This is a genomic window from Microcoleus sp. MOSTC5, assembly GCF_036701825.1.
Taxonomy (GTDB): Bacteria; Cyanobacteriota; Cyanobacteriia; order Cyanobacteriales; family Microcoleaceae; genus Microcoleus; species Microcoleus asticus.
On the sequence record NZ_JAUBRK010000003.1, the window covers coordinates 109860 to 133036 of the forward strand.

Below are 23177 nucleotides of genomic sequence, written 5' to 3' on the forward strand. Positions count from 1 at the left end.
AAATTTTGGGATAAACCCTCAATAGCGTCGGGGGCTTGTGCCTGTTGTTGGGCGGGAGAATTGGGAATTAGGGATTGGCGATTGGGAATTGGGAATTAATCTTCCTTCTTCCCTCTGACTTCTTCCTTCTTGCCTCGAACCTCGAACCTCCATCCGTTACATCCGTTAAATCCCGTACATTGCTCGTTGCCGAACCTGCATCCTTTCAATCCGTTAAAAAATCCGTTGCCGAACTTCTTCAGCCTTCCGAAAGCAATTTTAGATATTGCCGAATTAAGCCAATAGTCACAGCGGGAATTTCTAACTGCGGAGTCAAACCTACGTTTTCCAGAGATTGAAAAACTTTGATTGCTTCGGGGTTGAGGTTGGCTAACCGCTGGCCGATATCGGGCCCGGTAAACTGCGATTTTTCTCCCCAAATAATCGCTGTCGGTGTTGTTAGCTGAGTGATGTACAGCGACAAATCAAAGCACAAATCTCCCCGCACAAAAGACAGGGCGGCATATTCTGCATTTGGTTCCAAAGCAGATTCGAGGTAAGCGTCTACAATTTCTTGGTAAACGCGACGGGAATCGGAAAATTGGCGCTGTTCTAGGAAGCTGCGGATGCCGCCGTCTGTGGCGATTCCCGTACTGTAGAGCAATTTGTCTAAAATTGGTGTGTTGACTAGCTTAGCGAAGAAACTGCTGCCGTAATCTTGTCCGAAGTCCGACAAACCGCTGGGTATTGTCAAAATTAGGGATTTGAAGAGATCCGGCCGCGCGATCGCAGCTCGAATCGCGATCGCCCCCGTCAGGGAAGAAGCGATCGCATCTGTCGGACTGTCACAAGTTTTTTCGATAAATTCGATCAAAGTTGTGATATAATCTTCAACTTGATAATTTCTCGGCGGATGTTCCGATCGCCCCCAACCGATTAAATCAGGTGCTAAAATTCGATATTCGGCCGCAAAAGCCGGATAAACTTTCGACCATTCGTAGGCACTCGACCCGCCCCCAAAACCGTGAAAAAATACTAAATTCGGTTTATTTTCCGAAGTTGAGGTCGGCAACCCGATCCAAGGCATTTTTTCAGCAGTGTAGTAAACCATTCTGCCGAGAGAAGTAACTACCGATCGCTGACCGAAGCCGAGGGGTACAAGCATAAATAAACCTCTATCACTGTTATATTTTAGATTTTTGTCCGCCGCCCCGTCTTTGTTTGAAAAAATGGCAAAGCAGGTGGCGTTTTTGTAAAGATTGAGTAATGATTTAAATCTATTTTAGTACAGGTGAAGCGTGAAACTACAGACAGCAAGTAAGTTTTGCGATTTGGGCAATTCGGCGGTGTAGTTATCCTCACCCTTGCAAACTACCGCCGATCGGAGATAATAGCAAAATGATGGGTAAGACCCCTCAACGCAATAGAGTCTGTTCGCCAACCCGGAAAGCAGGCGCTCGGAAAGCAGGAGTATTAGGACTGGCTTTCAGGCAGGCGGAAGGTTAGCCGACGCTCGCCAATCACGAATAATTAATCACGATATTTTGCGGAGCAGTGGCTTTTGAGGTCGAAAGTCTTTGTTGGAGGGGGGCGATCGGGTTTCGATTCCTAATTGCAGGTTTGGCAATCACGGGCCTCGCCGTTATTACTTCCAAAACAGAAGAAACAACTAATCTCAGGGAGGTCTACAAAAAATGCAACTGCTCAGGAAACGGGATCGCGAGGGTTTTATGGTTGATGCGAAAAGTCTTCAATCTGACGGGTTTGCAGAATTTGATACAGCCTATCGAAGCATGGATTTAAACGGCAAAAAGTCTGTAGTCGCCACTCCAGAACGCTCAGGCGCAGGGTCAGAGGTGCGATCGCGCGCCGCCACCGTACCGGCGATCGTCCGCCTAGCTTTAGAAGATTTGAAATGCTTTGAAGTAGTAGAGCACCAGTTTGCACATTGGGGGGTTACTTTTACCAATGCCGTCGCCATCCAACCTTCAAACCCAGCATTTTTCACGGGTTCTGGGACAACAGTGTTAATGGGAGCCCCAAAAAGCGGACTGATAGAAGTAACTTTTAAGCATCCAGTTCGCTGGGTGTCAGGACTTGTTACCAGTTCGCGGCGAACTGTTTTATCTGCTTGCGACATCGACGGCAACCCAATTGTTCAGGATGAAATGCCAGCGCCCAATCTGGCCGGGTCTAATTCTCCGATCGCTCCTAGCGCTCCCCTGCGCGTAAAAGCTCCGAATATTCATCGAATTACTTTTTACGCTTTTGACGGTCAGCTAGTAGTCGATGACTTGATTTTTGGATTTTAGAGCAAAGCCATAAGTAGGGCTTGCTGAATAATCGATCGCTTTCTGGCGATCGGGAGTGATCGATATATTCAAACCGAGTTAAAGATGAGTTTTTCCTGCCTTATTTTTAGTGAAATATAACTGCAAGTTATGTTAACTCCAAAAACAGGCATTGTTTGATCCGCTCGACATAAAAACACATAAAAAACCCGGCGCCACCAGGTAGAAAGGTTCATGACTAAAAAAGTGATAGCAATAGTTGTTTGTGAAGTATTATCAAGTTTTGCCATGATACGATTGAGACCAAATCTTCGTTTACCTTCCCCGAATTTACCCTCAATCGCCTGACGAATTCTGTCATCTTCCAACGCTTGCCTCTTTTTTTCTTTGCTGACATTTGCTGGAGGTCTTCCTAGGGGCTGTCCACTGATTCTAATGCCTTTTTCATGACACCAAGCTCGGTTTGATCTTGTTCGATAAATGCGATCTGCATGAACTGACTCTGGATAATACCCTGTGAATCTATAATAAGCTTCTACTTGGGCTTTTAAGTCTCCTGATTCGTTAAAATTATCCCAGCTCATTCGGTTTAAAAATACATATCCTTCAAAACAACTGGCTGATAGTTTGGCTCCAAACTCTACGCTTTTTCCGGCTTTTCCTCTGACTATGGGACGGATATGGGGTTGGCTTAAACTTACTATTCTATCTTCAATACTCTGTTTATTATTATCAAATAACCATTGCTGTTGGTGATAGACCTCTGTGAGGACTAGCAAGGTTTTATATTGCTTTTTGTTCAGGCGTTCTAGGGTCGCACCTGACTCGATTAGCTGTTCAATATGAGCGAGGTTTCTTTTGATATATTGAAGTTGTTTTTTAATTGCCTGTCTTTTTTTGTTACGGGATGGTCTTCTTTGTTTGGCTATTAATAAGTAATCTTTTCGGGCGAGATTACGGTAGGTTCTTGGTTTTTTACTGGTTTGACCTTTGATCTGTTTATACAGGATATCTATAATTTTTTCGGTATGAACTCTGGCTTTGTTTAATAGTCCTAAGTCGGTCGGATAGGTAATGTCGGCTGGGGCACAGGTAGCATCTACGATCAACTTGCCGCGATTGGCTGACTCATTTTTGGCGTCCGAATCCTTTTTTTTTTCGGGTTTAACTGGCGTGATGGAGCGGATTTTTTCAACCATTCGTTGGTTCACTTTATTAATTAGGTTCGGACTAATTCTTTGCCGAAAATGAACTAATAGAGATGGGTAAAAGGCGAGTTCGTTACTGTAGCTTGATTGACCAATAAAGTATTGTAGATAGGGGTTTTTCCTGATCTGTTCTACTGTTTCCCGATCGCTAACTCCCAGTTTTTCTTTGATGATTAATGCCCCCAATGCCATCCTAAACGATTTGGCGGGTGCCCCCATTTCTGTGGGAAAGTTTTTAGCATATTCTGATTCAAATTCATCCCACGGGATTAGTTGGGCTATTTTTACCCAACGGTTAAGGAGTGACAACTTTCCACATGAGGGGAGTTCAAAGTCGGAGGGTGAGGGGGGAGCAAGCTCAGCTTTTCTGTACACGAGCGCACTGGGTGATGCAAAGGTTTTGTACTATTTTACCTGTTTATCTTGCACACTTTTCTCGATCGCACGATCACATAACCAGGCTGTGTAACCTTTCTGCACTTATCCAGCAAGCCCTAAGTAGCGTCCCAAGTCTGCAAACCTTCGAGAAGGGCATTGCGGACTAAAGCTTCTGGTTCCCGACTCAGCATCAGGCGAAAGCACTCGGCAGCGCGGGAACGGGCGATCGAACTTTTGACAGAGCTCACAGGGCCAAACCCACCCTTATTCACCAAATCGGTCATTTGCCGCACTGCAATCAAACGCTTCACGGGGTCAGGATCGGTCAAATCTGCCAGGATGCGATCGAGCGCCACTTCATCTTTTGAGGCGCCCAGACTCAGCGCTTGCCGCAGCAACAGCCCTGCAATCGCGATCGTGCCCAAGTTCTGCAAAATCAGGCTCAAAGCCATCCAGTGGCTCTCGGAGTCCGCCCAAATCGCCAAACTCATGTAAGCGCCCAAGGTTGCAATCCCGCCGGTGCCCACGGCTAAAACAAATCGGCGGTTCGGGCCCTCCCAAAATTGCTCGCCTTTCGATCGCAGCAATTGCCAGTCCCACGACTGCCCTCGGTAAACCGCCATCATCGCTGCTATCCCCAGGCCCGTGGAAAACAGTAACTGACTGTTCCACCACCCCCAAACTGCTGCCAGGGTGACAACTGCCAGCCAACCTTTCGATCTAGTCAAACCCTCTAGCAGCCATTTGAGAAAGGCAGTAGAAACCACAGGCGATCGAGTCCTGGAAGTCTTGCCATCTACCCTCCGGCGCTTTGTTGCGGCATTCTGGCCTGTCGCTGCTGGGGTTCCCGGCGGGCGATCGTCCGAACTAAATTCCCTCAAAGCTCGGGCCTCAGTCATTTCTAAGGACAGCTCGCTCGACGGGTGCAGATCGAGTTCCAAAGTGCGATCGGACACTTTCACTGGCGATCGATTCAGCTTGGTTGTAGTTTTTTTAACTTGATCCATACTGAGTTTTTTGACAAATAACTTTAACTTATACCCGTTTCAATAAACTCTGCAACTGTCTGCCTGTTTCAAACCATTACACAATCAGTCTTTACCGATCTAAAATCTAAAATGGTACGATCCAGGCTTTTTTACGACTGATTTTGATTCTCGGAAACCAAGAGTCTTAGACTCTATAATACCAGAAATTTAAACTCGTGGTGACTACGGCAACTTGGTAGAATTCCGATAAATCATTACCAAAGATAGAGTAATTGAAGATTGTTGAGAAAAGCACAACAGTTCAACAACGAATAATATTTCTGAATCACTCTTGAGGCCCAAGGGCGATCGGAGTTGGGCTGAGGGCAAAAAAACGAAAAATTTTTAATTTCAGAAAATAGGGCTATTTTGGGTGATTGAATTCGTCCGCCGAGAAATGCGCGAGGAAAATTTAGGTTTTTGCCCGCAGCCCAGGGTGATGGCTGTCCTTGGGTGTCAAATGATGCTCGGTTCACAGCTTGACCCCGCCCAAAAACGGATACAAGTTTCCGACACTCGCGGTGCAGAAGCAAAAATTTTAGACTCTTGTTCAAGTTCCCAGATTCATCTGTGGAGTAAATCTCAAATCTCAAATCGTTCGACTGAGCGCGACTCGACGACGGCTCGACTCGGCTGAGCGCTCGCCGAAGTCTAAAATTTAAAATCGACTGAGGGTTAGCGGGACGGACAGCAGTCTCCGGGCCGGCAGAGAATCCAGACAGTATTGTTTGATAATTAATAGCAGGAGCATTCCTAAACTGCTAAGATTTTGGAATTAATGGGAGTTGAGTTAATTAAATCGGCTTCTTGTTAAAATGAGTCCCCGATCCTCATGGATAGGGATCCGGTGGCGGGAGCATATCAAGTCCGGTAAATTACCGTAATTATTTTAGGGGCCGTCCCGTCGCGCCCGATCGGCAATATCAGCCAGATATCGGCGTCAACCCGCTCCGGCGTCTGGATATTATGGTCGATCGACCCAATTAGATAGCAGGAAGGGCATCATCCGGGTTCAAACCCGTGAAACAGCAGCGCCAACAATCAACCGCGCGATCCTGTTCGGCAAGTGCGGAGGCTGGAAAAACAGCGGCTTTTGACCAAACTCAGGCACAACTTCTGCCCCAAACTGTGTCTGCGGAGGTTAGGCTAGTGAAGAGAAGAAAAGAAAACTTACGATCGAGACTTGATTAGTCTACCTTGTAATTTCTTGCTCAATTGTCAAGCCCAACAGTTTTGCATTCTCTGGCAAGCGAGACTCTTGGCACTTCCAACAAGTGCGTTTCTCGACCGTCAAAGAGCTTGGGTTTGATGGTAAAGCCCCTACCAGTATGTAAACACCTTACCGATGGCTCGCCGGAACAATCTTGCAGGAAAACCCATATCTAGTATGCAAAATCAATTCACGGTTCACTTCTGGGGCGTTAGAGGTAGCATAGCCTCTCCTGGGGCTGAAACAGTACGTTACGGGGGTAACACGCCCTGTATAGAAATGCGAGTGGGTGACAGTCGCCTAATTTTCGATGGCGGTACAGGATTGCGGGTTTTGGGACAAACTCTCCTGTCCCAGATGCCCGTAGAAGCTCATATGTTTTTTACTCACTCTCACTGGGATCACATTCAAGGATTCCCATTTTTTGTCCCAGCTTTTATTAAGGGCAATTGTTTTCATATCTATGGGGCAGTTGCTCCTTCTCCTAATAACGCTACTATCCAGCAGCGACTCCACGACCAAATGCTCCACCCGAATTTTCCGGTGCCCCTGCAAATTATGGGGGCAGACCTGAAATTTAACGATATAGAAGTGGGCCAACCGCTGGAAATCGGAGATATTAAGGTGGAAACTGCTTTGTTGAACCATCCCGGGGAAGCTGTAGGCTACCGCGTAAACTGGCGGGGGTATTCGGCTGCTTACGTGACTGATACCGAACATTTGCCCGACCGTTTGGACGAAAATGTGGTGTATTTGGCCCGCGATGCTGAGGTGCTGATCTACGACGCTACTTATACCGATGAGGAGTATTATTCGGAGAAGAGCAGCAAGGTCGGCTGGGGACATTCGACTTGGCAGGAAGCGGTGAAGGTGGCAAAGGCTGCTAATGTCAAAAAGTTGGTGATTTTTCACCACGACCCGCTGCACAATGACGAGTTTTTAGACAGGGTGGGAGAACAAGTGGCTCAAAGGTTCCCCAACAGTTTGATGGCGCGGGAAGGTTTGTCGTTACAGTTGCTGCCTCCCGATCGCGATTTGTCTGAAGAGTCGGTGCAAGCGCCTAAAGTGCCTGTCTGATGGATTTGAGATTGCCAGATAGTTCTGAAATCTTGAGGTCGGAAATCTCAAATTTAAGTTAGGGCTGACCTCAAAGAGGCATACAAGCCTCCGACTGCTGTTGTGGAAAACCAAAAAGTTGAGACCAAAGTTTAATCTCCCAGATTGAATCTGTGGAGTCAATCTAAAATCTAAAATCTAAAATCGACTGGCGATCGCAATCTGGCTAAGTATGTCAAAATATTAAGCGTGTGGGTAACTTCTTCTTGTACGGCTGCTCTGACTCCAACTTCTGTTGCCTTGGGAAACTTTGACGGTTTGCACCTAGGGCATCAACAAGTCGTGCAGCCAATTTTAAATCGATCGCCTGGGCCAAATTCTGCGACGGTTTTTGCGTCGGGAGAAAACTTGCGTTCAAACGCTGGCACAGATGAAAATTTGGAAAGCAAACCTCCGGCGACCTGCTACAACGACTCAGCAGCACCGCCGGATCTAGCCGGCAGCCGCGATAATTTCGAGGGTTTGATAGGCCCCAGGGCAGAGGGCAACAGCCTCTCTGGTCGCGATTATGATTGGGTCGATAGACTTTACAGCACTGTGGTGACCTTCGATCCCCACCCGCAAGAATTTTTTACGGGTCAACCGAAAAAACTGCTGACGCCTCTGGCAGAAAAGGTAGAATTGCTCGCAGCAATGGGCGTCGAGCAACTTGTGCTGCTGCCGTTCGATCGAGAATTGGCGGCTTTGACTGCTTGTGAGTTTGTCGAGAAAATTTTGGTGCGACAACTAAAAGCGAGTCGAATTAGTGTGGGGGTTGATTTTCGGTTTGGACGGGGACGCGCTGGGACGGCTGTGGGTTTGCAGTCGATCGCCTCGGGTTACGGTATTGATGTTGCTCTTGTACCCCTGCACAATTGCGGTGAGGGCGATCGGATCAGCAGTTCTGCAATCCGCGAAGGTCTGGCATCCGGCGACCTCACAAGAGCGAATCAGTTGCTGGGGCGACCTTACAGTTTAGTCGGGACTGTGGTTGGCGGACAGCGGCTGGGCAGGACGATCGGATTTCCGACGGCTAATCTCGAACTGCCGCCGGAAAAATTTTTGCCGCGTTTTGGCGTGTACGCGGTGCGAGTCTCGGTGAAACATGGATGGGAAAAGATGAAAGATGAAAGTTCTTCCTATCAGCGGGAAAACCCCAAATCTGTAATCCCCGACACAGCATCAAATTTATCTTTTGTCAATGGGGTGATGAATGTTGGTTGCCGCCCGACGGTAGACGGTCTGCAACCCACTGTGGAAGTTCACCTGTTAGATTGGTCTGGGGATTTGTACGGTCAAACCTTGAGCGCGAGTTTGGTAGAGTTTTTGCGACCAGAACAAAAATTCGCTTCTCTGGATGCTCTCAAAACTCAAATTCAGGCAGATTGCGATATTGCTAGAAGCCTCTTAACTGCTAAAGTCTAATAATTATGTGATCTAGAACGGGCGATCGGTTTTAAAAATGGTGCAAGATGAGTCAGACTAAATTCTAGTTGGACAAATCGGAAGTCCGCAAGACAAAGACTTAAGATTTGAGCAATTTGATGTTCGATCAACAATTAGCAATTAGCAATTAGCAATCAGGGATATGAGACAACATATTGAGCGGCTCAAACAAAATCTAGGCAAGACTATTGTTGGCAAAGCTGATGCTATTCGCTTGGTGCTGGTAGCCGTGCTTTCGGGTGGGCACGCGCTGCTGGAAGATGTGCCGGGTGTGGGAAAAACTCTGCTGGCGAAGTCTTTGGCGCGATCGATCGATGGGAAGTTTCAGCGGATTCAGTGCACTCCCGATTTGTTACCGACGGATATCACCGGTACTAATATTTGGAACCCGCGCAGCGGAGAGTTTGAGTTTTTGCCCGGGCCAGTTTTTGCTAATGTTTTGCTTGCCGATGAAATCAATCGGGCGACGCCGCGAACTCAGTCAGCTTTGCTGGAAGTGATGGAAGAAAAGCAGGTGACAGTAGATGGAGTTTCTCGGAATGTTCCGGCGCCGTTTTTTGTGATTGCGACTCAGAACCCGATCGAATATCAAGGCACTTTTCCGCTACCGGAAGCTCAAATGGATCGGTTTACTTTGTCTTTGACTTTGGGCTATCCCGCTGCATTGGAAGAGTTGCAAATGTTGGAACGGCTTTCTGATAGTTTTGCTGTTGAAGATTTGCAGCCTTGTATTTCTTTGGAAGAAGTGCAGGAATTGCGCCGTTTGTGCGCTGCTGTGAAGGTGGAAGGCTCTTTGAAACAGTATATTGTAGATTTGGTGCGATCGACGCGGGAGGATGAGGAGATTACTCTGGGGGTGAGTCCCCGGGGTGCGGTAGCTTTGCACCGGGCGTCCCAGGCTTTGGCGTTTATGGAGGGCCGGGATTATGGGACTCCTGATGATGTGAAATATTTGGCGCCGCACGTACTGTCTCACAGGTTGATTCCGGCGGGGGGAAGGAGGGCTAAGGCGATCGTTGACAAGTTGTTGCGGTCTGTTCCTATTCCTTAAAAAGTTTGTAAGTAGGTTGCTTTAATTAAAGGAACAGGCAAGATGCCTGTTCCACAAACAATTAATTTGCCTGTGGGGTGGGCAGGAGAACCCGCCCTTGAAAGACTTATTAATAATTGTGCAAGATGTCATATCAAATCCGGTAGCATCGTCGGGCGTAAAACCCAGTCAACAGTCAACAATCACGGACTGTGCAACCGGAATCGATCTAATTCATCTGCGTTAATTTGTGTTAACCTGCCTGTATCTGCGGTGAAAAAAAAAGAAGTTTTTCACCGCAGATGACAAGGGATGGACGCTGATTCACGCAGATGAAGAGAGGAGATATATGAATAATTCCGATGCTAACAGATAGATTTGATGTCAGTTAATCAATAGGTTTTGCACCATTCTCAAGCACTCTCAAACAGCGCGACTAATTTTTTTGCCTCTAAATCAACATTGTGTTGTTGAGCAACTCTCTCGGCTCCTGTTTTCCCCATTCGTTCTAGTTTTTCTACAGGTGCTTCCAATACCGCGCGCATCGCTACGGCTAATGCTTCTGCGGAACCGGGAGGAACTAACCAACCGCAAACACCGGGTTCTACGAGCTCCGGGATGCCAGCAACATAAGTGCTAATTACGGGCCGATTGAGAGCGAGGGCTTCCATAATTACGACGGGCAAACCTTCAGCAAAACTCGGCAATACCATTGCCCGCGAAGCTAAAATTTCTTGCTGAACTCGATCGCCACTGGCCCAGCCGGTAATTTCTATATGATTTTGCAGGCCGAGTTGCAGAATCTGCTTTTCAATATCCGATCGCAGCGGCCCGTCTCCTACGAGTACCAACTTAAACTCTAAGCCTTGAACTGCTAGCAAGTTAGCAGCTTCTAGCAATAACAAATGACCTTTTTGTTCGCTGAGCCGGCCAATGCAAGCTAAGCGGGGTGCTGCGGGTATGGGGACGTAGGGTGCAGCTAAAAATGCAGCATCTACGCCGCAGTGTATGACGTGAATTTTTGACCAAAAAGTGCGATCGCACCACCGAAAAAGCTGACTTTTACCGAAGGAACTAACCGCTGCTACAAAGGTCGATCGTTTAATTTTTTCGTCTAAGGAAAGAAGTGTGGCTTTATCAAATTCTTCAGGGCCGTGAACGGTGAAACTGTAAGTCGGGCCGCCAAGCACGCGGCACAGCATTGCGACTGTTGTCGAATTTGTCCCGAAGTGAGCGTGAACGTGTGCTGTACCCGATTCTGCAAACCAATTTAAAAGAATGCAAGCTTCTGCTAAATAAGCTAGATGCAGCAAAATCCCCCGTTCCGAGTGCCAGCCAACTTTGAACATTAACCGCACAGCTTCGATGAATCGAAGGGGTCTAGTTGCCGCAACGCGGAGCAAACCCCACGCTAACCCCTGTACACCAACTCCTAAGATTACTTTAGTCAATTCTTGCTCTAGTTTGTCGGCCCCATCAACGAGTTCAGACTCGCAGGATCGGATCGAAAAACGTGCGACTTTTATGCCGCAATTTTCAACGGCTAGCACTTCTCTGCGGACAAAGCTGTGGCTGACTTTGGGATATTGGTTAACTAAATAAGCGATGTTCATGAACGGGGAGAAAATTTTATGATAAAACTCTATATTAGTTTAGCCTCTAATCAATCGAAGTCAAGGCATCCTCATTCAAAGAAAAAGCTGGAGAGAATTGTGCCTGTCTGTCAAGCTGATTATCAATTACCAATTACTGATTACTGAATATTACCGATCGTCAAGGGGTTATTAAACTGAATTGGGTATTAGTTATTTAAGTATTTTATTGAGTAGATTCTTACATGAAAGTTGCGATCGCCCTTGACGGAATGGAGGATTGGGAAAGGGCGATCGCGCGTCTGAAAAAGTAGGATAAGGAATTAGCTCTGTCAACTAAAGTCCCCTTGCGGGGAAGTGGTGAAAACTGAATCAAGTGTTCAATATCACCTTACTAGAGGCGTGTTTCCATCCCCTTGCGGGGTAAGTTGAAAGACTTGTTGAAGTCTTTGGAAAATTTTCACTCTCCAGTCTTCTAAAGAATAGCTGTCATTTTGATAAAAGTCAACCCACTATTAGCATAAAAAAGAGCAGGATTTTTACAATCTCCGCCCTCTTTATATTGCTGCTTGATACGGCTGAGTAGCAGTTACTCAAACTGAGCAAGAACGAGTTCCTTGTCAGGGAAATCAGCTACTAATTTTAGAGTTCCCCCAAAAGCCTGGATGTAGCGAGAGAGGGTAGAAACCTGAATATCCTCTCTCGTATCCAACTCGGAAAAAGCAGACTCAAAAGTGCTAAGGTCTTTTTCCAGTTCTTCATCTGTACACCCCAAAGCTTTTCGCTGTTCCAAAAGAGTAAGATGGAGTAAGGCGAGTTGAACTCGCGTTTCAATCTTTGCCCTTCGCTCTGGTGTCATCCGCTCTTGCAATTCACTAAAAGGCTTTGTCTTCATATCAATCATTCATTTTTTAGCTTTTCAACCATTGGTCGTAGAGCTTATCGGCTTTGGGTATATTCTCTTTATACCAGCGATCGTTACCCTTTTTGTTACCTACTAAAAGGAGTATTGCAGTCCTGCCAGGATCGAACGCATACAAGATCCGATAAGGCTCTCCTTGATGTTGTACTCGAAGTTCTCGCATATGTTTGTGACGAGAGCCATTAACACGCGAACTGTAAGGAAAGGGAAGATTAGGCCCTCTTTCTTTGAGCAAACCTAGTGCGGTAAAAATATCGTCTTGCGTTTTTTCATCAAATGTTATGAAACACTGAGCGAACTCGTCCGTATACTCTACTTCGTATGCCATGTTGTCCTTGCCTTTTACAAAATACGTTCTAGTAGGTGGTGATTGAACAATTGATTCAGTTGGTCTAGCCTCAGCTAGAGCAATTGATGTAGGCAAGTCCGGATCTTTGAGCCTATACATAGGTCGATCGCTCCCAAAAAGTATCAAAGTGTACAAACAAGGCTTACAGTTTAAACTATAAGCCTTACTTTTCATATTACACTATATATTACATTCTGAACACGGTCAGTATCGAAATACATTTTATTCAGAGTATTTTACCTTCTTGGGACTCCCATCTTCCTTAATATCTAAAACCTCAACTTTCACCACTTGTCCTTCAGAGAGGGATTGAGCTTTTTTCGGTTCTTTCTCAGTTAGCCTGATATTTCCCAGAATTTCATATGTCACCTTGTTCCCTTTAATAGCAGTAACTTTGGCTTCGACAATTTGACCCACTGCAAACTCATGACTGCCGATCGCCTTAGCAATTTCAACTTGTCTCGCTGACTCTACAACTGGGGTCACAACTTCTCCAATCGGCCCCGCTTCTTTGTAGTAACGCATCAAACGAGATGCCCAACCTAAAATTTGCAGCAAAGTGCTAGCATCCCCTTGAAATCCTTTGAGACAATCGCTACAAGCTTTATCGATGCTGCGGTAATAATCTGTGGTTTTGCCACTGTATCCGATTTGTCTGCCATTACCGACAAGGGTTTTAAGATACTTGAAAAACCTGGAATTGGCATCAGCTTGATTTTGATTAACTGCATTGCGGAGATAGGCGATCGCCTTTCCCAATTCATTTACATCAGTTTCTTCTTTAACTAAAGTTTGAGCGATCGCGTGGGCAATTCCCCACTGGTTTTCGGTCAAAGCTTCTGTAACTAATTCAGTATTCGACATCTTTAATACATTCCTGTTGGAGGTTCGCGATCGGTCGGATATTTCAACACTTTAGCTAGTTGTTGCAATTGAGTTGCTTGCACTAAGCTAGAATGAGCAGCTTGAATATTTTTTTGCATAAATTGTTGCAATTTTGTGCCAGTCATGCTGTCAGATTCAGGAGGATTGTAGGAGGAATAGCGATCGCGCAAATCTCCCTTGTTTTGCAACACCCTTGCCGCTGTCACCTCCACAGTCATTGTTCCCATGCCGATCGGCTTCCCGCCGCCTACCTTGAGGGCGATCGGATACTTTGGATCTTGCCCCAACACAATCAAAAGCGTTCCTAACTCTGCTGCTGTTAAGTTTTTGAATTGTATCTGTGTTTTGAAAGTATACTCTTTAGCCGCTTGCTGAACAGTAATTCCTTGATTTTGACCTTTGTCGATCGCCCGAATTGTGTGATAGTAAAACTTGCGCCCTGCTACGTTGCCTCTTGCGTCAAAATATGCTCGTCTTTGATCGGGACGGGGACGATATAAAGATGGCATAAATCCCGTAGCAAAGCCCGTATTTTGGCATTTAGCATCGCTGAATTCAATTAGCCCTTGCCAATCTAAGGCACCGAATACTTGACTTGCCGGACAGAGTTCTTGTTTATTTTTACATGGCAAGCGTTCTTGCGGAATTTTATCTCTGTATCTTGATGTAATTACTGCTAAAGTGCTGTTAGTAATGGCTTCGTATGCTGACCGGATGCAGCCTTTGAGAGAACTACCTTGAATAGATAACTTTTGGTCAATATTTTGAACCATTGTTTTGATTAAAGGCAGGCGACTGCCTATGTCGCTACCCATGACAACTACGCCTGTAGAGACGTGCAAAGTAGTCTGAACTTTTAGAGTTAGAAACAAAGTTCCGTGCAGGCGATCGCCCAAATATTGGTGATGTCCTGCAGGAGGATTTTTTGGCGGTCGTTCCTTGGGGAAACTAATTAATTCATAAGGTTTAGGTTCTCCAGTTTCAGGGGGATTATTATTAGAAACCGGACTACTAGGCGGTGTAGAACGTCGGGGCTTGGGTGGGAGATTTGTAGTCATGTTAACTCCTGACTGTGAGGGCGACAAAATGAACAGTAGCAGTTCTTTTTTCTTGAAAGTATCGCTGACCTATGCTAATATTGTTAGAGACAATCTTTTCATCATTTTCTCCTTTATAGACAAAACTTTTAGGGAATTTGGGTTCGTCAAGGCGGTGAAAATAAGCCGCGCGATCGCAAATTTGCCACTCGCAATCTTTATCGATCGGCTCAAATCCTTCTAAATCGGCTTCAACTCGACTCAGGATTAACGCTTGATATGCACTTCCCTGCTTTTTCCAGCGCAATTCGCGATAGGCATTAAACATTTGCCCTTCAAAACCGGGAAAAAACTCTTCGGGCAATTTCATGCAAATGCCGCTGACTGCGTAGGGCGATCGCACAAAATAATAACTTTCCTCAGTTGCTAACTTTTCTAACAACTCTTTAACTTCATCTCGTGACAAACCAGAGCGAACGTATACAAAACCTTTGTTCATGCTGCGGCACCTGTTAAAAGCTTACTCCAAGCACAAACTGCACATTTAAATAAATTCGGTACACCAGTCTCACCGTCGCCTTGCCATTTTAGCTGCACTCCAAAACCTAAATCCATCGGTTCAGCAGCAATAGGGGTTTGTTCGCGATCGGGTTTAGAAAACCCATAACTTGCGGCTTCCTCAGTGTCTAAAAATTCTCCTGCACCCAGCAAGAAAGCGTGTCCCCATCGACCGGGTTTGACTATTTGTTGAATTTGGCGATTATCTTTATCTAATTTACAACCGGGATATTGAACTACGGCTTCGTTATATTTGACTGTCACCGTCCCCAACCCGCGAGATTTGGCAAAACCGATTCCAAACCAACCATCATTTAAGTCTCGCAAAACTAAGCCAATCAAGCCTAATTGTGCTAAGGAAAAGTTTTTGAGATGTATTTTAGTGCGAAATTCTCCGGCGGTGCAGACTTGGTAGTTAAAGGGCCCGACAGCTACGGAACCGAAAACGCGATCGATCGCGACTCCATTGCGTTCTTGAATTTTGAGCTGTTTCTTATCAATTGGGTAAGCATCTTGGATTCTAACTCTGCTAGCAATTGAAGTATTTCCAAACATTTGGTCTGTAAAAGAAGATAACCGATAAATGTCTTGGGAATCAGGGATACTATCAAGATACTTTAATTCATCCCGATTAAGAGGATTGCTCACCCATAAAGGATCTCCATTAGTAGGACGTTTGTCTGTACCTACTGTCCTGACAATTCTCTCAGCATGAGCGCGAATAGCACCTTTTAAACTGCTTCCCGGTAGATAAATTGACTTTCCTCCTGCATGGTAAGTCTCGACAAATTCCATATCGGGTTTAGTCGGATCGGCTCCTTCTTTGCCGGATTTGATGAGAATTGGGCCGTCGGGAATGAGAGTTAAGTCAATTGTACAGTGGTTGACAAATCGTTTGTGCATAGTTAAATTAGATTGAAACAAATTGAAAAAATTAAGCAGCTACTAAAGCATTTAGCTGCAATTCACACTCTTGAAATACATAATTGACAGCAGCAAAAGTGTATACAGAGCGTTTTGTAATTGCTAAAAGCCATATTTACTTCAGTGTGCCTGAGTTTGAGTTTCAGATAATTTAGTTTCTTTACGAGTCAGTCGATCGATCAGCTTTTGTACCCACTCATCTTTATAATCAGCCGCATCTTCATAAGCCGTTTCATCTCCCATAACTAACTTTTTTAAGTATTCTAACAAAAATTCGGGATGGTCTTCGACATCAACCCAGCGCATCTTATCAATTTCTAGTTTAACCACTCCTAAACCGCGCGATCGCCCTCCTCCTAGAGGTATTTGTTCGGTCTCAAATTGATGCAAACCAATCATTAATAAACCCAATTCCCAATCATGAGCATTTTCAACTACTGCTTTAAAATCAAAAGGTGTGCCTGCGGGGACTACTTGAAAGTCGTATAATTTGCCGTCTGCGGCGGTTTCAGTGTCTCTGTCAATGGCTACTCCATCTCGTTCTTGATATTGTCCGAACCACGCATCGGGTTGTACGGTTAAGTCGCGAACTTGGAATTTACTAGCCATCCAAGGAGTGCCAAATAAACTGCCAATATCGTCTGTTAGACCGATGAGTTCTTTTGTTAAAATTAAATCATTATTTTTGTATTTTTCTTTGAAAGCTTTGACTTGATTGTTTCTAGTTGAACTCGTGTAGTTAGCTGGATCTTCAGCTAGATTTGGGTCGATACCTCGGAGGAAGCTCTCTAAGCGCGATCGTAAAGCCCCTTTAAAGCTTGAACCGGGAATCAAAGGTCTGCTCAAAGCATCTTTAATTACTGGTAAATCGGAGCCAATTGGTTCGGTTGAACGTCCGGCACTAATGCGTAATGCGGTTATAGTTGTCAGCTTTCCTGTAATTTCCAGTCGATTTTTGAACGTGTCAAACATAAACTCACCTAGATAATTAAGTTAATTCAGACTCAACCAACTGAACACATCTTGTACTGATATCTGCCAATCTCTTAGCAAGCTGAGAACTGGTAATGTTTCTGCTTCTCTCTTGATTTCTGGTTGTTGTCCTGGTTTAAATACCATAATCATTCGCTCTTGAGGATCGATTAACCATCCCAGTTCTGTTATTAAGTGGTTTCTTTTCCCTCTACATACTTATGAGTTCCATAATGTCGTAGCTTTAAAATTCCATTTTGGATTTTACAACTGATTCGGAACTGGTCTCCTACATAAAAATGGTCAACTCCTTCTTTATCTTTGGATCCTTCGTATGGATAATACTCAACTTGTTTACCAACTTCTCTAGTATTACCATTAGATTCTTCTAGTATCCTTGAAACTTTAGCAATAGTTTTTTGTATCCGAATTTTATTATTTACATCTTTAATTTGTTTATACTCTCCTCTAAAATCACCTGCGTAAGATATTTTAGGAAAATCTAATAAGTCTTGCGATAAAAAATCATCTCCATATTTCTTCCAAATAAGTTGTCCCCAATTAGAAAGAGTCATTTTACCATCAATTTCTGCAATCATAGCTTCTGGAATTTTTTCGGTTTTTGATGGAAGTAGCCCAGCACCAGCATCGAGCAATGCGAGAGTAGGTACATGATCCGTTAGGCGGGAAGAATCTACGGTTATTGGCAAACGAGGTATAGTAATTAAATTTGAGCTGGCTCCTTCAAAAACATAGATAATTTTATCGGCATAAAACATCCCCATTGTATTCATACATCCTTGCAATGCTTTAAATCCACCTACCAAATTGAAATAGATTTCATATTTTTTTTCCTGGTATTCATTTACTCGTCTATGAAGCCAATCTAGTAAATTGTCAATTCCGTTATTAAAAGCTTTTGTATTAGCTGTTGAAAGTTTTTCAGGTGTATACACTTCAACACTAAATTTTCGCACTCGTAAAAATTTTTCTACAATATTGGCTGTGACTTGTCCCTGTGCTGTATCTGTAGTAATTAAAAAATGATGGTCTAGCTTACCGTTTTCTAGTTGATCCTCATACAATCCATAAATACCATTTAGTTCAGCACTCGCTTCTCTAATCTCGATTGTATTAGCTTTTTCGAGCTTTTTTTCAGCCCTCTGCTTTAAGCTTTGAATGATTTTGTCAATATCAGAACCCTTGTCAATTTCTGTTTCTGTTAGATTAGCAGTATCCTGCAAGCAAGAATACCAATCGGATTGAGACTTGCTCTTACTATCAATTTGATTAGTAAGTAAACTTGTACCAACAGTTGAAATAACTAAGCGACGTATCTCTTTATCTTTAGTAGACATAAATTTTTATACTAATTTTTGAGCGATCGATATTGATGTCTGTTTAACTTTATTGACCTAAATTTTTCTCTCCTACCATTGCTGTATGCTCTCGTGCCAGGTAGCCTAGATAGAGCTGTGCAATTTTGAGATGAATATTTCTTTCTATTTTCTCCCGATTCTGACTGTCGGTTAGATAAGATTCCAGAGGATTGCTTTTAGGTATAGCCTTTCTCAGTCTTTGTAAAATCTTTGTAACATCCTCATTTAAGTTGTCGAGTTCTTTAACTAATGCCATAGCAAATAGCTCTTGGTCGTTGGGGGCTTTCCAGATAGGACTGGAATCTTTGCGACCTATCTGATAGCGAATGTAGTTTTTGATAACTTCAAGGGAAGAACTGGAATCAGTAGCAACGGCCACAACATTTTTGAAGGGAGATTTTTTATCTTTGCTGGCAATTGAAAATTTTTTAGCTATCCTGTTTACCTTTTGAATTATTGCGTCCATCTGGTTACTGATTTGTCGCTCAATTCTGAGTTCTAATTGTTCTTGTAAAGATAGATCGAGAATTTCTAACATATCTACACTGCCTCCTCTCTAAATACATTATGAAACTGGTTACAAATTTGAATTTGACCGAAACCTTCGCAAGTTCGATCGCCCACTCCTCTTACTTCCAATTCTCCCAACACATTATCCCATATCTCCCGTTGAGTTGTGCTGAACAAATAAACTGAGCCTTTGTTGGTTATTAACTCTACATCTTTCATCAATCCCCAAGCCGCATTCCAGCCGGAAAGATAATCGTAACTGGTGTAAGCTGCTTCCAGTTTCAATGATGGGTCTTCAACTTTGGCAAATTGCTGCAACATCTTTTCGGATATTACAGTGGTGCGCCGCCAGTTTTCGGTGAGGATGGCGTCAGATTGCAAGTCGAGGGTGAAATAAGTACGATCGCCCGGTAACTCCTTTAACGGAACGCCAAAAATTTCCCATTTCTGCCAACGGTCTTCTATGGAATTGGTAAATTTAGTGAGTTTTTGCTCTACATCTATTTTAGCACTAACAGGCTGTTTTGCGGTAATTTCAACTTTTCCCAGTCCTCTGGAAGTCGAACCGCCCAAGCGAAAGTTTTGAGGGCGTTCCTGAATGAAGTCACGCAAAGATTCTGCTAAATGCTCCTGCACTAAAATCGCACCTCGATAATAAACAGGATTTTGTTTTTTCTCGTGAGATTCATTCAAAACTTCCAGACTGTAAAGTATTTCTTCCTCCGATGTAGCCCTGCGGCGATTAATCCCGACTCGCGTTAACAGGCGTTTGTTCGCCTTAAGACTGTGATACTCATCATCGAATTTACAGTAAAAACTAATGCTAGCAGCATCGACTCTCCCTCCATCTTCCGGGCAATTCGGATCGTAGGGATATCCATAACCTTCAGCACAAAAGCGATCGATTAAAGTGTCAAAAACGCCATTTTTTTCGGGTTCGTCCTCTTCGCTTTTGAAACCAGGCTTATTTTTAGAACTGAGTGCAGTTGCAGGTAAAACTCCATTTTCTTCTAATGTATCTTTAGAGACGAGTTCGCCATCACTTACTAATGCTGGATAAGCATTTTGGAAAATTGCTGGATTTTCACTCAAGAATAAAGCTTGAAAATCGCCGCCATTTTCGGTCAAATCGGTCGCTCGCCCATTCGATAGATCCAAAATTTGAGCAGCCACAGCACCCCGAATCACCGTACCGGGAATATACTCTACAGCTTCGCCAATCGAACCGCCCGCTTTCTGACGGGCGATCGCCAAAGCAGACAAAGCCTTAATTTGCAGTTCAATTCGCTGCATTTTTCCTTCCCCTCGCTAGAAAATCCCAATCTGCTTCAGTCCCTTCAAACTGCGGTAAATTTTCCCAACTCAGCCATCCCAAACCGGCCGATTTACTTCCACCCAGTGCGTGAATGTGTTTGAAACCAGCCAACATCAAAGGTTTCGCGTAGCTGGGGCAATTTGGCAATAGATGAATTTCACCTTCAAACCTCAGTGAAACATTAGGTGGAGAAGTCTCCAAAAAGTAGAGTTTTTTCTCTTCTGCGGTGCGGCGACGGCGATTCACTGTCACCCCCGGACGTATAAAATCTGCCAAATTTTCCGGGTCTTCCGTACAAATCAAATCGTCAAAAATTACCTGGGATGGCAAAACTGGATCGCCGAAAATTTGACTTATTAAACAGTGATAAGTCTCATCATATCCTGATATTTCGTATTCGCGGCGCTTAAATTTATCCGGTGCGTTTTCTCTGCGGATTACCATTTTTCCCGGACTTGGAGACTCGCAAATCTCCCAATCCAAACCTCTAGCAATTTTCTCGCATTCGTGGCGGAGGCGACCTTTGATTTGAGAACCAGGAATTAACAGGTTTCCTTCTGCATTGCGGACAATTGGCTTATCTGCAAGGGAACTGGCAGAACCGCCCGCGCCTACACACAATGCCGTATCGATTACTGCTGTAAGTGTGTAGGTTTCAACTAAATTTGACAGTTCATTGAGAACAATCATGAGTCTACCTCCATATTTGCTAAATCTTCTGAACTTGATTCGGAATCTTCCTCTGATTCAATGAAATCGTAAATATCCAGAAGCTCTCGCCAGATGGTTTCATAAACTCTTTCCTCTAAATCGTACATCCAAGGTGCTACATTGCCTTCATTAGTTTTAGCTTTACACCAAGCTTCTTCAAATTCTTGTCTTAATTCTTTATTTCCCTGCTTGAGTCTGGTTCGGAAATAGCGGTAGTTGAGAATTGTTGTTTGTTTTCCTTGTTCTAGGAAACTGCGAATTTGGTAGAGTTGCGATTTGGGAAATTCAGCTTTTTTCAGCGCTTTGACCGACTCAATCAATCCGCCAATTTCATGCAAAGTGTAAGGTGCGGCGTACAACTTAAGTTTTGGAGGACCATCTTTGGTTAATGCTTCCTTGCGGAAGTCTTCGATGCTGGAGGCGATCGCAGTTACAGATTTCATCACAAAAAAATCCACTGTACCTCCACAGTATCCGCGATCTTTTAAATCTTTAGCACGTTTTTTTGCTGACTTGAGCAATTGTTCGTAAAGTTTTTTTGCGTAGTAAATCGGAGTTTTATAGTCCGCAATCAACACGCCGATCGATGTACTTAATTGACAATTAGCAGTTCCTGCATTTTGACTTAAGTAGCGGTGACACTTACTGAGATCGATAGGTTTTTCTGATGGCTGAGTTTGATAGTCACCTTGGATTTCCACACGGGGTATCTGAACTTGTCTGAGCAAAATTTGTTCAAACTGTTCTCCGATGGTTTTGGCGATCGCCAATGCCCGATCTGCTGGTACAATCAAGATAATATCATCGCCACCAATGGTAATAATCTCAAAGGGATGAATCCAAGCACCATCTGGAAGAGTCGATTCTGACTTGTTATTTCCTTTAAGTTCGCGAGGCTGAAGATGCTCAGCTAAGGCTTGAAAAACAGCATATCTAGTAGCATTGTCAACATCTTCGCTAAATTCTTTATATTTTTGGGGAGTGCTAATTTTTTGAATATAGCCACCCATGTTATTACCATCGGCATAGATGTAGGCTACAAAGCCATTACTCACACTGCCAAGCTGAGTTAAAGATTGAGCTATTTCAACGTCTTCAAGGTTGTTGTCGCCCCAGTATTTCGGAAGTTTTTCGGAAGGCTTTTTTAAGAAATCCTCAAACTTGTCAACCCAACCTTCAATGACATCAGCAGCTTCTTTGTTTGTGTACCAATGAGTTTCCTTGGGTTTTCCATGCTTAGCCCGATCGCCCGCTTTGCGTTTGCGCGCAGAAACCTCCGAAAACCAAGGATTGCCCGGAAGACCTTTTTCATTGGGATTGTCGGGATTGTCTGTAGCGCGGGTAATAGCCGATCGGCGATCTGCCTCATCCCTTTGCAAATAAGGGTGCGTTTCCAACATCGGCGGGTAGCGGCGGCTGGGGCGATTTTCAAAGTCATTCCCACTGCGTCGCTGATTAAAAAGCACAGCCAATTTAGTAGTTAATTCATTAAAACTCTTGCGATTTGCAAAGGCCTCTTCCACACAAGATGGGTCAGCAATACAGGGTTCGTTTGGCTGTTTATCTAGCTTGCCAAAATAAGCCTCAACCAGCAGATTTTGATATTCTTGGCGGTATCGATCGAGCCAAAAGGTTTGTTCTATCGGGTCTCGCAGCAAACCAAATCGAATTTCTAAAAGCTTAAACGTATCTCCAACCGCGCATGAATTAGCAGTTAGGGTTACATAGGAATAGCGTTTTTCAATGGCATCAGCTAACTCATTCACAAAAGCTGCTGGACAGAAAGCTAAGATATTGCCGCCAGTAGAATAGACAATCATTTCAGGAATCAAAGCTTCTGAAAGCTTGGGTTCGCCACGCTTGGGTTCGCCTGGAAAGTTTTTATCCAACCAATCTCTTACTTTTTTGAAGTGAACATTGTAACGGTTTGATTCAGGAATTTTGTTAAAAAAAGCAGGCAAATCAACTAAGTTTATCCGCTCTAAAAGTGCAGAGGCACCGCGAATATCTGGGAGTTTCGCCTCGTCAAAAACATACTGCTTAATCTTAGTTGCACCGCCGTAAACTAAGCCAATTTTCCCGGTTTGATTCCACAAATTCTGGTATTTATTTTGCAAATCAGTAATTGTTTCGGGAAACTCTCCTTTGGGGATATTATCGGGAATATTCAGAAGTTCCTGAACCTGATCGACAATTTCCCTCACATCCTGCGGCACTTCCTCCCCAGAATTCAAAGCCTGTCGCATTTCGTGTAACACTTTGATATCAGGAGGTTCGCGCCCCTCACCCCAAGCCAGACACCAAGCAATACCAGTCGCGATCGAACTCCAACAACTTTTCATATGCAAACCACTCCCA

Annotated in this window: 23 protein-coding genes; 5 read left to right on the top strand and 18 right to left on the bottom strand. The window is 44.3% G+C overall.

Annotated elements, in window-relative coordinates; translation table 11 throughout:
- Positions 1-238 precede the first annotated feature (238 nt).
- Positions 239-1144 carry an alpha/beta hydrolase gene (locus QUA54_RS02260; RefSeq protein WP_333197790.1) on the bottom strand — a complete coding sequence of 302 codons (906 nt, stop codon included), beginning with the start codon at positions 1142-1144 and terminating at the stop codon, positions 239-241.
- Between the two features lie 529 nt (positions 1145-1673).
- Between QUA54_RS02260 and QUA54_RS02265 the strand changes: the two genes are divergently transcribed.
- A complete protein-coding gene (locus QUA54_RS02265; protein WP_333191631.1) occupies positions 1674-2291 on the top strand; it encodes a hypothetical protein in 618 nt (205 codons plus the stop codon).
- Positions 2292-2359: 68 nt separating this feature from the next.
- Here QUA54_RS02265 and QUA54_RS02270 read toward each other — a convergent pair whose 3' ends face one another.
- Both QUA54_RS02270 and QUA54_RS02275 read right to left on the bottom strand, forming a co-directional pair.
- Positions 2360-3853, bottom strand: coding sequence for an IS5 family transposase (locus tag QUA54_RS02270; RefSeq protein ID WP_333412934.1), 1494 nt, complete (start codon positions 3851-3853; stop codon positions 2360-2362).
- A 119-nt stretch (positions 3854-3972) separates the two neighbouring features.
- Positions 3973-4863, bottom strand: coding sequence for a hypothetical protein (locus QUA54_RS02275; RefSeq protein WP_333412936.1), 891 nt, complete (start codon positions 4861-4863; stop codon positions 3973-3975).
- A gap of 394 nt (positions 4864-5257) precedes the next feature.
- Here QUA54_RS02275 and QUA54_RS02280 point away from each other — a divergent pair, with 394 nt between their 5' ends.
- From QUA54_RS02280 to QUA54_RS02295, 4 genes are all read left to right on the top strand, one after another.
- The gene (locus QUA54_RS02280; RefSeq protein WP_333412938.1) at positions 5258-5521 is read left to right on the top strand and encodes a hypothetical protein; all 264 of its coding nucleotides are present in this window, start codon (positions 5258-5260) and stop codon (positions 5519-5521) included.
- A 741-nt stretch (positions 5522-6262) separates the two neighbouring features.
- A complete protein-coding gene (locus QUA54_RS02285) occupies positions 6263-7171 on the top strand; it encodes an MBL fold metallo-hydrolase (RefSeq protein ID WP_333413043.1) in 909 nt (302 codons plus the stop codon).
- A gap of 228 nt (positions 7172-7399) precedes the next feature.
- Complete coding sequence (locus QUA54_RS02290; protein ID WP_333412940.1) at positions 7400-8614, top strand: bifunctional riboflavin kinase/FAD synthetase; 1215 nt, start codon at positions 7400-7402, stop codon at positions 8612-8614.
- Between the two features lie 163 nt (positions 8615-8777).
- The gene (locus QUA54_RS02295; RefSeq protein WP_172188278.1) at positions 8778-9686 is read left to right on the top strand and encodes an AAA family ATPase; all 909 of its coding nucleotides are present in this window, start codon (positions 8778-8780) and stop codon (positions 9684-9686) included.
- 392 nt (positions 9687-10078) lie between these two features.
- Here QUA54_RS02295 and QUA54_RS02300 read toward each other — a convergent pair whose 3' ends face one another.
- The 15 genes from QUA54_RS02300 to cas10 form a co-directional block, all read right to left on the bottom strand.
- On the bottom strand, positions 10079-11278 hold the full coding sequence (locus tag QUA54_RS02300; protein ID WP_333412942.1) for a glycosyltransferase: 1200 nt from the start codon (positions 11276-11278) through the stop codon (positions 10079-10081).
- Between the two features lie 220 nt (positions 11279-11498).
- A complete protein-coding gene (locus QUA54_RS02305) occupies positions 11499-11633 on the bottom strand; it encodes a hypothetical protein (RefSeq protein ID WP_333412944.1) in 135 nt (44 codons plus the stop codon).
- Between the two features lie 213 nt (positions 11634-11846).
- Positions 11847-12152, bottom strand: a complete 306-nt coding sequence (locus QUA54_RS02310; protein WP_333412946.1) for a transcriptional regulator — start codon at positions 12150-12152, stop codon at positions 11847-11849.
- A 16-nt stretch (positions 12153-12168) separates the two neighbouring features.
- Positions 12169-12627, bottom strand: coding sequence for a type II toxin-antitoxin system RelE/ParE family toxin (locus QUA54_RS02315; RefSeq protein WP_333412948.1), 459 nt, complete (start codon positions 12625-12627; stop codon positions 12169-12171).
- Between the two features lie 123 nt (positions 12628-12750).
- Positions 12751-13392, bottom strand: a complete 642-nt coding sequence (locus QUA54_RS02320) for a hypothetical protein (RefSeq protein WP_333412950.1) — start codon at positions 13390-13392, stop codon at positions 12751-12753.
- Positions 13393-13394: 2 nt separating this feature from the next.
- Positions 13395-14471 (bottom strand): RAMP superfamily CRISPR-associated protein, encoded by a 1077-nt coding sequence (locus tag QUA54_RS02325; RefSeq protein WP_333412952.1) that lies wholly within the window; start codon positions 14469-14471, stop codon positions 13395-13397.
- Position 14472: 1 nt separating this feature from the next.
- A complete protein-coding gene (locus QUA54_RS02330; protein ID WP_333412954.1) occupies positions 14473-14949 on the bottom strand; it encodes a hypothetical protein in 477 nt (158 codons plus the stop codon).
- Entirely contained in the window at positions 14946-15911 is a 966-nt protein-coding gene (locus QUA54_RS02335) for an RAMP superfamily CRISPR-associated protein (RefSeq protein ID WP_333412956.1), read from the bottom strand. The genes QUA54_RS02330 and QUA54_RS02335 overlap by 4 nt, the downstream gene beginning before the upstream one ends.
- Before the next feature lie 141 nt (positions 15912-16052).
- Entirely contained in the window at positions 16053-16904 is an 852-nt protein-coding gene (gene csx7, locus QUA54_RS02340; RefSeq protein ID WP_333412958.1) for a type III CRISPR-associated RAMP protein Csx7, read from the bottom strand.
- A gap of 21 nt (positions 16905-16925) precedes the next feature.
- Positions 16926-17051: a hypothetical protein gene (locus QUA54_RS02345; RefSeq protein WP_333412960.1), complete on the bottom strand. Its 126-nt coding sequence runs from the start codon at positions 17049-17051 to the stop codon at positions 16926-16928.
- 44 nt (positions 17052-17095) lie between these two features.
- Positions 17096-18262 carry a putative CRISPR-associated protein gene (locus QUA54_RS02350; RefSeq protein WP_333412962.1) on the bottom strand — a complete coding sequence of 389 codons (1167 nt, stop codon included), beginning with the start codon at positions 18260-18262 and terminating at the stop codon, positions 17096-17098.
- 49 nt (positions 18263-18311) lie between these two features.
- The gene (locus QUA54_RS02355; protein ID WP_333412963.1) at positions 18312-18821 is read right to left on the bottom strand and encodes a hypothetical protein; all 510 of its coding nucleotides are present in this window, start codon (positions 18819-18821) and stop codon (positions 18312-18314) included.
- Positions 18822-18823: 2 nt separating this feature from the next.
- A complete protein-coding gene (csx10, locus tag QUA54_RS02360; protein ID WP_333412965.1) occupies positions 18824-20086 on the bottom strand; it encodes a type III-D CRISPR-associated RAMP protein Csx10 in 1263 nt (420 codons plus the stop codon).
- Positions 20073-20798, bottom strand: coding sequence for an RAMP superfamily CRISPR-associated protein (locus QUA54_RS02365; RefSeq protein WP_333412967.1), 726 nt, complete (start codon positions 20796-20798; stop codon positions 20073-20075). Before QUA54_RS02365 ends, csx10 begins: the two co-directional genes overlap by 14 nt.
- Positions 20795-23161 (bottom strand): type III-B CRISPR-associated protein Cas10/Cmr2, encoded by a 2367-nt coding sequence (cas10, locus tag QUA54_RS02370; RefSeq protein WP_333412969.1) that lies wholly within the window; start codon positions 23159-23161, stop codon positions 20795-20797. The genes QUA54_RS02365 and cas10 overlap by 4 nt, the downstream gene beginning before the upstream one ends.
- Between the last annotated feature and the right edge of the window lie 16 nt (positions 23162-23177).

Excerpts from the sequence above, each read along its gene's own strand:
- QUA54_RS02325 (WP_333412952.1), bottom strand. The coding sequence starts at position 14,471 with ATGACTACAAATCTCCCACCCAAGCCCCGACGTTCTACACCGCCTAGT.
- QUA54_RS02315 (WP_333412948.1), bottom strand. The coding sequence starts at position 12,627 with ATGTATAGGCTCAAAGATCCGGACTTGCCTACATCAATTGCTCTAGCT.
- QUA54_RS02260 (WP_333197790.1), bottom strand. The coding sequence starts at position 1,144 with ATGCTTGTACCCCTCGGCTTCGGTCAGCGATCGGTAGTTACTTCTCTC.
- QUA54_RS02265 (WP_333191631.1), top strand. The coding sequence starts at position 1,674 with ATGCAACTGCTCAGGAAACGGGATCGCGAGGGTTTTATGGTTGATGCG.
- QUA54_RS02355 (WP_333412963.1), bottom strand. The coding sequence starts at position 18,821 with ATGTTAGAAATTCTCGATCTATCTTTACAAGAACAATTAGAACTCAGA.
- QUA54_RS02365 (WP_333412967.1), bottom strand. The coding sequence starts at position 20,798 with ATGATTGTTCTCAATGAACTGTCAAATTTAGTTGAAACCTACACACTT.
- QUA54_RS02330 (WP_333412954.1), bottom strand. The coding sequence starts at position 14,949 with ATGAACAAAGGTTTTGTATACGTTCGCTCTGGTTTGTCACGAGATGAA.
- csx10 (WP_333412965.1), bottom strand. The coding sequence starts at position 20,086 with ATGCAGCGAATTGAACTGCAAATTAAGGCTTTGTCTGCTTTGGCGATC.
- QUA54_RS02320 (WP_333412950.1), bottom strand. The coding sequence starts at position 13,392 with ATGTCGAATACTGAATTAGTTACAGAAGCTTTGACCGAAAACCAGTGG.
- QUA54_RS02300 (WP_333412942.1), bottom strand. The coding sequence starts at position 11,278 with ATGAACATCGCTTATTTAGTTAACCAATATCCCAAAGTCAGCCACAGC.
- QUA54_RS02350 (WP_333412962.1), bottom strand. The coding sequence starts at position 18,262 with ATGTCTACTAAAGATAAAGAGATACGTCGCTTAGTTATTTCAACTGTT.
- csx7 (WP_333412958.1), bottom strand. The coding sequence starts at position 16,904 with ATGTTTGACACGTTCAAAAATCGACTGGAAATTACAGGAAAGCTGACA.
- QUA54_RS02335 (WP_333412956.1), bottom strand. The coding sequence starts at position 15,911 with ATGCACAAACGATTTGTCAACCACTGTACAATTGACTTAACTCTCATT.
- QUA54_RS02345 (WP_333412960.1), bottom strand. The coding sequence starts at position 17,051 with ATGGTATTTAAACCAGGACAACAACCAGAAATCAAGAGAGAAGCAGAA.
- QUA54_RS02275 (WP_333412936.1), bottom strand. The coding sequence starts at position 4,863 with ATGGATCAAGTTAAAAAAACTACAACCAAGCTGAATCGATCGCCAGTG.
- QUA54_RS02295 (WP_172188278.1), top strand. The coding sequence starts at position 8,778 with ATGAGACAACATATTGAGCGGCTCAAACAAAATCTAGGCAAGACTATT.
- QUA54_RS02310 (WP_333412946.1), bottom strand. The coding sequence starts at position 12,152 with ATGAAGACAAAGCCTTTTAGTGAATTGCAAGAGCGGATGACACCAGAG.
- cas10 (WP_333412969.1), bottom strand. The coding sequence starts at position 23,161 with ATGAAAAGTTGTTGGAGTTCGATCGCGACTGGTATTGCTTGGTGTCTG.